Source organism: Roseovarius atlanticus (assembly GCF_019802205.1).
Classification (GTDB): Bacteria; Pseudomonadota; Alphaproteobacteria; order Rhodobacterales; family Rhodobacteraceae; genus Roseovarius; species Roseovarius atlanticus_A.
On sequence record NZ_JAHVHQ010000002.1, the window covers coordinates 119,827 to 131,780 of the forward strand.

Sequence of the window (11,954 nt, forward strand, 5' to 3'; positions counted from 1 at the left end):
CTGCGTGCGATCCGCACGGGCTCCCGGTCTTGTCACCTTGTCCGGCACATGGAGTCCCGCGGAATGCTACGCAACCGGAATGTGGCGCACGATGCCTTCTGCCTCGTGATCATCGGCTTCGGTCTTTTCGTCATCTATGGCGGCATCGAGCTGTCCATCGGCTCGATGCGCCGGATCGGACCGGGATTCTTCCCGCTGGGACTCGGCGGGCTGATGGTCCTGCTGGGGATCGGCCTGTTCTTCGAGCGACAGGAGGACAAAGGAGAAGACACGCGAAACCTGCGCGGTCTTTTCTGCGTGTCACTGGCGCTGGCGGCGTTTGCCGTTCTCCTTGAGCCGATCGGGCTGTTCCCGGCCACGATGGCCATGGTCCTGCTGGTCGTCGCCGCCGAGCCGGATCACATAACGCCCCTGACCGTTGCGGGGATCATCGCCGGGCTGTGGGCCGTGGGATATTTTCTGTTCGTCGCGGTGCTGCGTTTGCCGCTGGAGCCGATTTCTTCCGACATCTGGCCGGTGTTCTAGGCCATGGAACTGCTGTCCAATATCGCGCTGGGCTTCGAGACGGCCTTCACCGCAGAGGCGCTGTTCTACTGTTTTCTGGGCTGTTGCATCGGCACGTTCGTGGGGGCGCTTCCGGGCATTGGGCCGATGGTCACGATCTCGGTCGCGTTGCCGCTGACCTTCGGGCTGGACCCGACCGTGGCCCTGATCATGCTGGCGGGCATATTCTATGGGGCGCAGTATGGCGGCTCGATATCGTCCATTCTGCTGAATCTGCCGGGCACGGCTTCGACGGCGGTGACCGCGCTGGACGGGTACCCCCTGGCGCAGTCGGGCCGCGCGGGTTTCGCGCTGTTCATCAATGCGGTGGCTTCGTTCTGCGGAAGCTCGATTTCGATCCTGGTGGTCATGGCCTTTGCGCCTGCGATTGCCGAAATCGCGCTGCGATTCAATTCCACGGAATATTTCGCCGTCATGGTACTGGGGCTGGTGGCGGCCTGCACGATCGGGGGCGGCTCGCCGCTGAAATCGCTCATCATGGTGGTCTTCGGCCTGATCCTCGGAATCGTGGGGATGGACATAAATTCCGGCGCGATGCGCTACACGTTCGGGTTCCTGGAGCTTACGGACGGGATCAGTTTGATATCCGTCGCAATGGGCATGTTCGGGGTGGCGGAGATCGTGCGCAAGATGGCGGGCCCGTCGCAGGACGCACCGAAAAGCATGGTGGCCGACTTGTCGCTGGCATCGATGCTGCCAAGCCGCAAGGACCTGTCGCTGCTGTGGCTGCCCACCCTGCGCGGCACGGCCGTAGGCTCGATGATCGGGGCACTGCCCGGCGCGGGTCCGACCGTTGCGGCGTTCATGGCCTATGCCACCGAGAAGAAGGTCGCGCGCGATCCCGCCCGGTTCGGAAAGGGCGCCCCCGAGGGCGTGGCGGCCCCCGAGGCGGCCAACAACGCCGCGGTGCAGGCTGCGTTCATCCCGACCCTCAGCCTGGGTATTCCGGGCGACGTGGTCATGGCGATCCTTCTGGGCGCGATGATCATGCACGGGGTGGTGCCCGGGCCGCAATTCATCTCGAACGAACCGGCGATGTTCTGGGGGCTTCTGGTCAGTTTCTGGCTGGGCAACCTGATCCTGCTGTTCCTCAACCTGCCGCTGATCGGATTGCTGGTAAGGATCATTACCGTGCCGGGACGGATCCTGCACCCGGTTGTGATCTTTTTCATCTGTCTCGGCTCCTACAGCGTGGCCAACAACGTTTTCGACGTGTTCGTGACACTGATCTTCGGCGTGCTGGGCTACCTTTTGATGCGGCGGGGGTTCCACCCCGCGCCGGTGCTGCTGGGGTTCATTCTGGGCCCGATGATGGAAGAGAACTTGCGCCGGTCACTGGTCATCGCGCGCGGCGACCCGTCCGTGTTCCTGGAACGTCCTGCAAGCGCCGCGATGCTGGGGCTGGCCCTGCTGCTGGTCCTTTTGCCCCTGAGAAAACCCGTGGTCCGAATTCTGCGTGGAAGACCGAGCTAGGACACGCGCCGGACCACTGTCGTGAACCGGATGCCACGGGCGACCTGTCAGTGCACTATGGCACCTGCCAAGGCTGAGCGAGGCAAAGACCGCGAGGCTGCCTCGATGCTCTCTTCAGGCACGATGATGTTCATGCCACCTGGCCGGTCCCGTCAAAGCCGTCGAAGTGCGGGCACCTCATGCGCCCGCACTGCCGGCGCCGCGTTGACCGGGCCGCTCAGCCGAACCAGGCAGGTCTGCGCCGAACTCCCCTGGGTCAGCGACGAGGTGCCCCGGTCGAGGGTCACCGCGTTCGGGTTGCCGTGGCGGTCGCGCCCGTCGCCGTCCGGGTCGTACCAGGCCCCGGTCGACAGCTTCACCACCCCCGGCATGATATCGCGCGACACCTGCGCCGCCGCATAGACCGCGCCGCGGGTGTTGCTCAACATGACCACGTCACCATCGGCAATGCCGCGCGCCGCTGCGTCGGCGGCGTTGATCATGACCGGCTCGCGGCCATCCACCTTGCCGGCGCGGCTGTGGGCGCTGGCATCAAGCTGCGAATGCAGCCTGCGGGCGGGCTGATCCGACAGCAGGTGCAGCTCGTCCTCCGCCGCCGCGCCCAGCCATTCCGCAGGCGCCAGCCAACAGGCATGGCCCTTGCAATCGGGCAACGCAAAGCCCGCGATCTTCTCGCAGAACAGCTCGATCCGGCCCGAGGGTGTCGGCAGCGCGTGACCTTCGGGGTCGGCGCGGAACGCCTGCAACATCACCGTCGGTTTTGGCTCGCGCGGAATTTGCACCAGGCCCTGCTCCCAGAAACGGTCGAAGTCGGGCAGCGGCCTCTCGGTCTGCGCCATCGCGCCGCGGGCCTCCTCGTACATATGTCTCAGCCAGGCCACCTCGTCGCGGCCCTCGGTAAAGGCTTCGGTGATCCCCAACCGCGCGGCCAGGCCGCAGAAGATCTCGTAATCGCTGCGGGCCCCGGCAATCGGCGGCACCGCCTGCCGCATCGCCACGTAATGGCCCTCGCGGGTGGCAAAGCCGATGTCGTTGCGCTCCAGCGCCGTGCTGGCGGGGAACACGATATCCGCGCGGCGCGCGGTCGGGGTCCAGTATTGTTCGTTGACGATGATCGTCTCGGGACGCGCCCAGCCCCGTTCCAGCCGGTTCAGGTCCTGGTGGTGATGAAACGGGTTGCCCCCGACCCAATGGACCAGCCGGATATTCGGATAGCGGTGGGTTTCGCCGCCATAGGCGAAGGTCCCACCCGGGGCCAGCAGCATGTCGGCGATCCGTGCGACCGGGATGAAATCCTCCACCGGGTTGCGGCCTTGGTCCAACGTCGGACCGACGGTCCTTGGAAACGGGCTGCCCAACGCATTGGTGGTGCCGTACCCAAAGCCGAAACCGCCACCGGGCAGGCCGATCTGGCCCAGGATCGCGGCCAGCGTGACCAGCATCCAGCAGGGCTGCTCGCCATGGCTGGCCCGTTGCAGCGACCAGGCCATGTTGATCATCGTGCGGCTGCCGGCCATCTCGCGCGCCAGGCTGGTGATGCGCGCGGCAGGCACGCCGGAAATCGCCTCGGCCCAGTCCGGGGTGCAAGGGGGCGTGCCCGCCTGCCCGGTCAGGTAGGCCTCGACCTGCGCGAACCCGGTGCAATGGCGGTCCAGGAACGCGCGGTCGTGGCGGTTTTCCGTCACCAGCACATGGGCCAGCGCCAACATCACGGCGGTATCCGTATTGGGGCGGATCTGGATCCATTCCGCCTCCGGCACCTCCAGGTTGTCGCGCACCGGGCTGAAATTCACGAATTTCGTACCTCGGGCCCGCATGTCCGACAACCCGCCGCGGGTAAAGTGCTGACGCACGCCCCCCGGCGACACCTGGGTGTTCTTGCGCGGCACGCCACCGAAGCTGACGAAAAGATCCGTATGCCCGGCCATCACCTCCCACGTGGTGTGATCGGCCATCAGGTCCTTCATCGGGCCGATGATGTAGGGCATCAGCGCATGAGCGGCGCCAAGACTGTAGGTGTTCACATGGCGCACATAACCGCCAAGGCAGTTCATGAAGCGATGCACCTGGCTTTGACCGTGGTGGAACCGTCCGGCGCTGGACCAGCCGTAGGACCCGGCAAAGATCGCGCGATTGCCATGGTCGCGGCGCACGCGGTCGATGTCGCGCGCCGCAAGGTCAAGCGCCGTGTCCCAGTCCACCTCGACCATGCGCTCGCTGCCGCGCTGGCCGGGGGCGGTGCCGCCGGGACCATGCTCAAGCCATCCCTCGCGCACTGCCGGATGGCGAATTCGCAGCGCCTCAAGGTCCGGCTCGCCCAGGCCAAGCCCGATTTCGGACGGGTCGTCATCCTCCGCCAGCGGCCGGGCATGGGGCACCCCGTCCGCCGCATCCCCGGCGTCGACCCCCAGCTGGTAAATGCCCCAATGGGTCGATGTGTAGCGCATGGTCGCGGTCTTTCTCTCGGTGGCCTTGCGGACAGGTCAGGCGGTCACTTCCAGCTTCGGCGACGCGCTCAGCGCCGCGTCGTTCAACTCGATGCCCAGGCCGGGCCGGTCGGGCACCTCGAAAAAACCGTCCTTCGGTTGCAGATCGACGTCGCAAAGCTCCACGTTATAGGATTTCATCGCATGGCTGTGGTGCTCATGAACCAGGAAGTTCGGGATCGCCGCCTCCAGGTGCAGCGAGGCGGCGGTGGCCACCGGGCTGCCGCAGACATGGGTCTGCACCGTCACGTCGTAGATATGCGCGTAGTCGCACATCTTCTTGGCTTCGGTCAGACCGCCGACCAGGCCGATATCGGGCTGCAGCACCTCAAAGCTCTGCTCTTCCAGATAAGGCCGCAAACCCCAGCGCGAAAAGATCCGCTCGCCGGCCGCCAGCGGAATCCGGGTGCGCCCGGCGACATAGGACTGCATCTTCGAATTGGTATAGCTGACCGGCTCCTCGAAATAATAGATGCCGTACTCGTGCAGGGCATCGGCCAGCTGAACCGCCGCCGGGCCGCTGGTCAGGCTGTGCACCTCCAGAATGATCTCGCCCTCCGGCCCCAGCGCGTCCCGCACCGCTGCCATCCGTTTCCGGAACAGCTCGATCTCGGCGTGGCTGAAATAGGTGGTGTGCCGGTCGAGCCGGTTGCCCTCCGCGTCCATGTTGATCGGATCGACCTTGACGCAGGTAAAGCCCTGGTCGCGCGCAGCCGCCGCCGAGTTGCCGTAATCCTCGGGCGCGCCGAGCTGAAGATAGGTGTCGCCCCACCCCAGTTGCAGCTGGCTGGCATAGGTCTTGAGCCGGTCGTGGGTCTTGCCCCCCAGAAGCTGGTAGCACGGAAGCCCCAGCGCCTTGCCCTGGATGTCCCACAGCGCCGTGTCCAGCCCGCTCAGGCCCGCCAGCACGTGGCTGTTGGCCGATTGGCCCCAGAAACTGCCGCGATAGACATCCTCCCACAGCGCCTCGCGACGGAACGGGTCGGCGCCGATGAAGAACCGCTGGCCGATTTCCCTGGCGGCGTGCGCACCTGCGGCATGGCCGATGCCATAGGCCAGCCCCACCTCTCCGACGCCGGTGATGCCCTCGTCGGTATGCACGCGCACCAGAACCGGGTGCCAGGGCAGCGGGATCGCCGTGCGCATCTCGACATCGAAGATTTCAACCTTGGTGATTTTCATATCAGTTTCCTTCAGTAGGCAGAGATTTTCGGCGCGCCCTGAGGTGGGTCACCAACGGGACCAGCAGCGACAGCAGGGTCAGGCCCAGGATCGCCGCCGAGAACGGGCGCGTCACGAATGGAAGGTACGAGCCACGGCCGTATTCCAACGCCAGCCGCAGCTGTTCTTCCGCCATCGGCCCCAGGATCAGCCCCAGGATCAGCGGCAGGATCGGGAACCGCGCCAGTCGCAGCCCATAGCCCAGAAGACCGAAGGCCAGCAGGGTATAGACATCGAACATCCGGTTGTTCAGCACGTAGCTGCCGATCACGCACAGCACGAAGATGACCGACACGATGTATTGCGTCGGCACCGTCAGCACCCGGATGATGGTGCCGATCAACAGGTGGTAGAACACGGTGCAAAAGGCGAAGGCGACGAAGAAGGCGACAAAGATGAAGGCCACGTAGTTGCCGTTCATCACGAACAGCAGCGGTCCGGGCTCCACATTATGCAGCATCAGTGCGCTCAGCAGCATCAGCGTCGAGGCATCCCCCGGGATTCCGAGCGTCAGCATCGGGATCAGCGCGCCTCCCATCGAGGCATTGTTGGCCGCCTCGGGCGAGACGATCGCCTCGGGCAACTCGCCGGTGCCGAATTTTTCGGGCGTGCGCGACGCGCTGCGCGCCTGGCTATAGGCCAGCAGGTTCGACAGCCCCGGTCCGACCCCCGGCAGGATACCGATCAGAATCCCGATGATCGTCGACCGCAACACTGCCCATTTGACCGACAGCACCTCGACGAAGGCGCGCATGAATTCGGGCAGCCTGAACCGCCCGTCCAGCCGGTTGACCCTGGCCCCGATCCGGTCGGTGTCCAGAATGAGCTGCGGCAGCGCGAACGCGCCGACCAGCGCCGGCAACACGTTCAGCCCGCCTTCAAAGGCGTTGATCCCGAAGGTGAAACGCGACTCCCCCACGCCGGAGGAATAGCCGATCATCGACAGGCAGACGCCGAACATCGCCACCGCCACCGCCTTCAGCGTATCGCCCTCCGACAGGCTGGCGATGGTCAGGAACGTGAAGATGACGATGGTGAAATATTCCCACGGTCCGAACTGAAGCGCGATCTTCGACAGCGCCGGAGCGATGAAAACCAGCGCAAGCCCCGAGATCACGCCACCGATCATCGAGGCGTATACCCCCAGCCCAAGCGCACGCGAAAGCTGCCCCTTGCGGGCCATGGGATAGCCGTCCAGGCAGGTGGCCGCGGCGGCCGGGGTGCCGGGAATGTTCAGCACGATGGCCCCCACCAGCCCGCCAGAGATGGCACCGCAATAGACACCCATCAACAGGCCGATGGCCGGTTCGAACTCCATCGAGAAGGTCAGCGGCACCAGCAGCGCCAGCGCCATGGTGGATGTCAGGCCGGGGATCGAGCCGATCACCAGCCCGGCGGCCACCCCCCCGGCAATCATCAGCAGCAGGACCGGGTCGCTCATCAGTGACTGGAGCGCGGCAAAAATGAAATCGCTCATGGCAGGCTCCTCACAGGCTCAGGCCCAACTCGGGCAAGGAACTCTCCAGCCCGAAGACAACGACGAAGTAGACAAAACCGATGGTGACCCCCGCGACCCCCAGCGAGATCAGCAGCTCGCGCCGGCTGCCACTGCCCAGCAGCACCGCCGTCACGCCCAGATACACCAGGGACGACAGCACGAACCCCAGGGGCTCGAAGGCCAGCACGAACAGCACCGACGCGCCCAGAAAGATCAGGCGGCGCGGTTGCAGGATACTGATCATTCCGTTCGACGCCTCCGCCGGCGCCCGCGCATGACGGCGCCAGTCGCGCAGCAGCAGCACGGCGAACAGCGCCAGCGTGCTGGCGACAAAGGCAATGGGGATGGTCCGGGTGGAGTAATACTCGCTGGCTCTGGCAGCGCTGTCGATCTGCGACACCTGCATCGCAAGGCCGATCACGATCAAACCAAGGCCGCCTGTCACCAACAGATCGACGTGTTTCATGATATATACCGTGGGTAGGAATGACGCGGACCGAACGCGCTGCGCCGGGCCGCTCCGGGGGCGGCTCCGCTCCCGGATCCCGGGCGCGGAGCACAGGTCTGTTGCGAGCCTCAGTCGACCCCGTATTTCTCGACGAGGCCGCGATAGGTCTCCATCTCGGACGTGTTGTACGCTTCCACCGCCTCGTGGTCGCGATACATCGCCTGAAAGCCCTTCTCGGCAAAGGCCGCGCCGCATTCGGGGTCGGTGGCCGCGGTTTCCCAGGCGTCACGCAGCACCGTCAGAACCTCTTCCGGGGTCCCCTTGGGCGCCCATGTGATGATGTTCACGCCATAGGTGACATCCACGCCCTGGTCCTTTGCCGTGGCCTGGTCGGGCAGCTTTTCGATCGGCTGCTCGGCCAGCACCGCGATGGATTTCATCTGGCCGGCCTCGATATAGGGCTTGGCCGAGGCCGCATCCATGGTCGCGCCATCCAGATTTCCCTGCAGGATCGCGACGACCCGGTTCTTGGACCCGGCCAGGCCGATGATCTGGGTGTCGTCGATATCCATATCGGCCGCGCCCATGAACACCAGCGAGGCGAAATGCGACAGGCCGCCAAGGGCCGCGCCGACCTTCATCTCGCCGGGATTGTCGGCGATGTACTGCTTCATCCCCGCAATGTCGTCGAACGGCAGGTGGCTGCCGACGAACACGCCCCAGGGACCGAATGCCACCTGGCCGATCACGTCAAAGCTCTCGGGCGAGTGATCGGTGACGCCGCGCGCCGAAAGCGCGTGCAGCGACTGGTGCTGCCATAGCAGCTTGTAGCCGGTGGGCGCCTCCTTGGCGACGGTATCCTCTGCCACCGCACCGGCGCCGCCGGTGATATTGCGCACCACGACCTTTTCCGGCAGCACCCCCTCCAGGCAGCCGGCAAAGACCCGTGCGGAAATGTCCGACCCGCCACCCGGCGCGTAGGGCACGATCAGTTCGACCGGCTTTTCCGGAAAGCTTTGCCCCAAGGCGCCGGTGGCGCCCGATACGGCCAGCGCCGCCGTCGCAACGGTCAGCTTGATGGATGTCATAGTCATGTCTTCCTCCCTGGTTCCCTTTTCGAAGAACGATTTGATGGCCGTACTGTCGCGCCGGCCGAACGATCACGTTTGGGGCTTGGTCGCACCCTTGTCGGCGTTCGCGTCAGACTCCGTCCCGGACTCCTGCTTCAGGATCCCGGTCTCATAAGCGGTGTCGAAGGCGCGGTTGGTGTGCCCCATCAGCACCCCGGCAAGGCGCGCCGAATCGCGGGCCGTCAGCACCTCGACGATTTCACCATGTTCGCGGTTGGATTGCGCCTGGCGCTCGACCGTGCGCTGCCCGATGGCGAAGCACAGGTAGATCCGCATCTGAAGGTTCAGCGCGATTTCGCACAGCACCTCGTTGTCGCTGGCCGCGATGATGCTCTCGTGAAACCGGCGGTTCAGCTTGGCCCAGTCCAGCATCTGTTCCTGCCGATCCAGCGCACACATCTCAAGGTGCAGCGCCTCGATACCGGCAAGCTGTTCGCCGGTCATGTTCTGACAGACAAGCGGCGCCATCTTTTCCCACAGCCAGCCCATGACCTGCACCAGCTCGGCGGCCTCGCGCTCGTCCGGCAGGCTGACCACCGCACCGGCGTTGGGCCGCGACTTTGCCAGCCCGCGGGCGGTCAGGATCTTGATCGCTTCCCGCAGCGGTGTGCGCGACACCCCCAGCAGATCGGCCAGCGCCTTTTCCGCCAGGCGGTCGCCGCCGCGAATTTCGCCGGTGGCGATCAGGTCGCTGATCATCTCCACGACACGATCCGGGAAAGGGGCCACATTCAGCCCGGCCAAGCCCGAGACGCCCTGTCTATCTGGATCCATTTCCGCACTCCCACTCTGTCGCCAAGATTGCATATTGCATACGATCTGACCTCATGCTAGCAAATTGTATGCAATATGCAATAGCTTTTTGGAGGAGGATCACGAGATGACTGTTGTGCACCGCAGAAAGGCCCGCGTGGCCGAGACGATAGACGCGGCCAAGGCGATCTGCGCCGAAGGTGACGTCACTCCCGAACGCCTCGCACGCATCGAGCTGTTGCTGGCCGACCTCGCGCAGGAAGAGGACCTGTTCCCCGAAGAGGAATTCGGCCTCCCCGCCGACGAGACGTTGCGGCTCTACAGAGTGGCCGAGGATTCCGACGGTACGTTCGCGCTCTACCTGCATATCGCCAACGTCCCGGCCGAGGTGCCGCCGCATAACCACACCACATGGGCCTGCATTGCCGGCATCGGCGGCGACGAAAAGAACTTCCTCTACGAGACCGACCTGAAATCCGCCCCGGTCCAGGTGGACGCGCGCTCCGTGCGCAAGGGCGAAACCGTCTCCCTGATGCCCGGCGATGTGCATTCGATCCGCGCCGTCGGGGACACGCAGCTGAAAAACCTGCACCTGTACGGGCTCGCCCTGGAAAAGCTGGTCGACCGGGTCTTCTGGAGCGAGGAAAATAAAAGCTGGTCCACCGTCCCGCCGACCTCCGGCATCATCGAGCGGAGAGCCTGATGACCCAGCGCCCGACACACCCTCGAATGACCCCGGAAGAGACCCGCAAACTCAGCGAGTCGGGCAAGGAATACGCCCTGCTCGACGTGCGCGACGAAGGCGCCTTCAGTCAAAAGCGCCTGATGCTCGCCTCGTGTCTGCCGCTCAGCCGGCTGGAACTGAACTGCGGCGCGCTGGTGCCGCGCAAATCCACGCCCATCGTGCTGATGGACGGCGACGGTGAGGGTCTGGCCGACATCGCGGCCGACCGTCTCGCGGCGCGCGGCTATGGCGACCTGCGTGTGCTCGAAGGTGGCGTCGCCGCCTGGGAGGCCGCCGGTTTCCCGGTCTACAGCGGCGTCAACGTGATGACCAAGGCATTCGGCGAGATCGTCCATACACGGTGCAAGACACCCGATATCTCGGCCGAGGTACTGCACGCCTGGCGCGCCGAGGGCCGCAACATGGTGATCCTCGACAGCCGCCCCTATTCCGAATACCACGCACACACGATCCCCGGCTCGATCTCGGTGCCGGGCGCCGAGCTGGCGGCCCGCGTGGCGGCACTCGCGCCCGATCCCGACACCACGATCGTGGTCAACTGCGCCGGGCGCACCCGCTCGATCATCGGCTGCCAGTCGCTGATAAACGCCGGTGTGCCAAACCAGGTCTATTCCCTGCGCAACGGAACGATGGGCTGGAAACTCGCCGGCTTCCAGGTCGAGACGGGCGCCACCCGCCGCGCCGACCCGCCAGCGCCCGACATGACCCTGGCCCGCGCCGGTGAACTCGCTCGTCAATTCGATGTCCGGACCCTCGACCCCGAGCGGCTGACGCAGATGCGCGCGGCTCGGGATCGCAACATCTACCTGTTCGACGTCCGCACCCCCGAGGATTACGCCGCCGGTCACGTCCCGGGCGCGCTCAACGCCCCCGGAGGCCAGCTCGTGCAGGCGATGGACGAATACGTGGGCGTCCGCAATGCCGTGGTGGTTCTCACCGACCCGCTGATGCTGCGCGCGGTGATGACGGCCTCGTGGCTGGCGAAGATCGCCCAGTGCGAGGTCTACGTGCTCGATCCCGCGCCGGATGCGACCGAAACGGCTGCGCCCGACATCGCCGGGCTCGACCTGCCCGATGTCCCGACACTCTCCGCCCGGGACCTGGCGGCAGAACTGGCCGGGCCGCAGGCGCCGCACGTCCTCGACCTCTCCACCTCGGTGCAATATCGCGCCGGCCACATACCGGGCGCGCTGTGGATGGTGCGCGGCCGCGAGGCCGCATTGCGCGCCGAACTGGGCGACGCCGCCGGCACCGCGCCGGTGGTGCTCTGCGGACCGGACAAGGCTCTTCTGCAACTCGCCGCGCCGGAGATCGCCACATCCCTTGGCACCGACGTCCGGCTGCTCGACGGTGGCGTCGACGCGTGGCAGGCCGAGGGCCAGCCACTGGAAACCGGAATGCAGCGCCCGGTCGGGCCGATTGACGATGTCTGGTACAAACCCTACGAGCTGGCCGATGCCGGCGCCGAGAAACAGGCCGCCCTCGACTACCTTGACTGGGAAATCGACCTGACCGAGAAAGTCGCCCGGGACACTGTCGCGTTCCGCCCCTTGCACCCGGCAGGCTGACGGTCTCCGAAGGCGCGGCGGCAGGTCCGTGCGCGCGCCTTTTCCGGCACGTGTCCGAAGGGGCAGCC

At 65.6% G+C, this 11,954-nt stretch carries 10 protein-coding genes; 4 read left to right on the forward strand and 6 right to left on the reverse strand.

Annotated elements, in window-relative coordinates; translation table 11 throughout:
• Positions 1-63 precede the first annotated feature (63 nt).
• Positions 64-525 carry a tripartite tricarboxylate transporter TctB family protein gene (locus tag KUV49_RS00680; protein WP_222451159.1) on the forward strand — a complete coding sequence of 154 codons (462 nt, stop codon included), beginning with the start codon at positions 64-66 and terminating at the stop codon, positions 523-525.
• Positions 526-528: 3 nt separating this feature from the next.
• Complete coding sequence (locus KUV49_RS00685; RefSeq protein WP_222451160.1) at positions 529-2,037, forward strand: tripartite tricarboxylate transporter permease; 1,509 nt, start codon at positions 529-531, stop codon at positions 2,035-2,037.
• Between the two features lie 152 nt (positions 2,038-2,189).
• Here KUV49_RS00685 and KUV49_RS00690 read toward each other — a convergent pair whose 3' ends face one another.
• The 6 genes from KUV49_RS00690 to KUV49_RS00715 all read right to left on the reverse strand — a co-directional run bounded on the left by KUV49_RS00690 (position 2,190) and on the right by KUV49_RS00715 (position 9,594).
• Entirely contained in the window at positions 2,190-4,484 is a 2,295-nt protein-coding gene (locus tag KUV49_RS00690) for a molybdopterin-dependent oxidoreductase (protein WP_222451161.1), read from the reverse strand.
• A 36-nt stretch (positions 4,485-4,520) separates the two neighbouring features.
• Positions 4,521-5,705, reverse strand: coding sequence for a mandelate racemase/muconate lactonizing enzyme family protein (locus KUV49_RS00695; protein ID WP_222451162.1), 1,185 nt, complete (start codon positions 5,703-5,705; stop codon positions 4,521-4,523).
• Between the two features lies 1 nt (position 5,706).
• Positions 5,707-7,221 (reverse strand): tripartite tricarboxylate transporter permease, encoded by a 1,515-nt coding sequence (locus tag KUV49_RS00700; RefSeq protein WP_222451163.1) that lies wholly within the window; start codon positions 7,219-7,221, stop codon positions 5,707-5,709.
• 10 nt (positions 7,222-7,231) lie between these two features.
• Positions 7,232-7,708, reverse strand: coding sequence for a tripartite tricarboxylate transporter TctB family protein (locus tag KUV49_RS00705; protein ID WP_222451164.1), 477 nt, complete (start codon positions 7,706-7,708; stop codon positions 7,232-7,234).
• A 110-nt stretch (positions 7,709-7,818) separates the two neighbouring features.
• On the reverse strand, positions 7,819-8,784 hold the full coding sequence (locus tag KUV49_RS00710) for a Bug family tripartite tricarboxylate transporter substrate binding protein (protein WP_222451165.1): 966 nt from the start codon (positions 8,782-8,784) through the stop codon (positions 7,819-7,821).
• 66 nt (positions 8,785-8,850) lie between these two features.
• Positions 8,851-9,594 carry a GntR family transcriptional regulator gene (locus KUV49_RS00715; RefSeq protein ID WP_222451166.1) on the reverse strand — a complete coding sequence of 248 codons (744 nt, stop codon included), beginning with the start codon at positions 9,592-9,594 and terminating at the stop codon, positions 8,851-8,853.
• Between the two features lie 106 nt (positions 9,595-9,700).
• Here KUV49_RS00715 and KUV49_RS00720 point away from each other — a divergent pair, with 106 nt between their 5' ends.
• Positions 9,701-10,276: a hypothetical protein gene (locus KUV49_RS00720; RefSeq protein WP_222451167.1), complete on the forward strand. Its 576-nt coding sequence runs from the start codon at positions 9,701-9,703 to the stop codon at positions 10,274-10,276.
• Positions 10,276-11,886 carry a rhodanese-like domain-containing protein gene (locus tag KUV49_RS00725; RefSeq protein WP_222451168.1) on the forward strand — a complete coding sequence of 537 codons (1,611 nt, stop codon included), beginning with the start codon at positions 10,276-10,278 and terminating at the stop codon, positions 11,884-11,886. The genes KUV49_RS00720 and KUV49_RS00725 overlap by 1 nt, the downstream gene beginning before the upstream one ends.
• Positions 11,887-11,954 lie beyond the last annotated feature (68 nt).

Coding starts and splice junctions, on each gene's coding strand:
- KUV49_RS00720 (WP_222451167.1), top strand. CDS start 9,701: ATGACTGTTGTGCACCGCAGAAAGGCCCGCGTGGCCGAGACGATAGAC.
- KUV49_RS00715 (WP_222451166.1), bottom strand. CDS start 9,594: ATGGATCCAGATAGACAGGGCGTCTCGGGCTTGGCCGGGCTGAATGTG.
- KUV49_RS00710 (WP_222451165.1), bottom strand. CDS start 8,784: ATGACTATGACATCCATCAAGCTGACCGTTGCGACGGCGGCGCTGGCC.
- KUV49_RS00690 (WP_222451161.1), bottom strand. CDS start 4,484: ATGCGCTACACATCGACCCATTGGGGCATTTACCAGCTGGGGGTCGAC.
- KUV49_RS00725 (WP_222451168.1), top strand. CDS start 10,276: ATGACCCAGCGCCCGACACACCCTCGAATGACCCCGGAAGAGACCCGC.
- KUV49_RS00705 (WP_222451164.1), bottom strand. CDS start 7,708: ATGAAACACGTCGATCTGTTGGTGACAGGCGGCCTTGGTTTGATCGTG.
- KUV49_RS00680 (WP_222451159.1), top strand. CDS start 64: ATGCTACGCAACCGGAATGTGGCGCACGATGCCTTCTGCCTCGTGATC.
- KUV49_RS00695 (WP_222451162.1), bottom strand. CDS start 5,705: ATGAAAATCACCAAGGTTGAAATCTTCGATGTCGAGATGCGCACGGCG.
- KUV49_RS00700 (WP_222451163.1), bottom strand. CDS start 7,221: ATGAGCGATTTCATTTTTGCCGCGCTCCAGTCACTGATGAGCGACCCG.
- KUV49_RS00685 (WP_222451160.1), top strand. CDS start 529: ATGGAACTGCTGTCCAATATCGCGCTGGGCTTCGAGACGGCCTTCACC.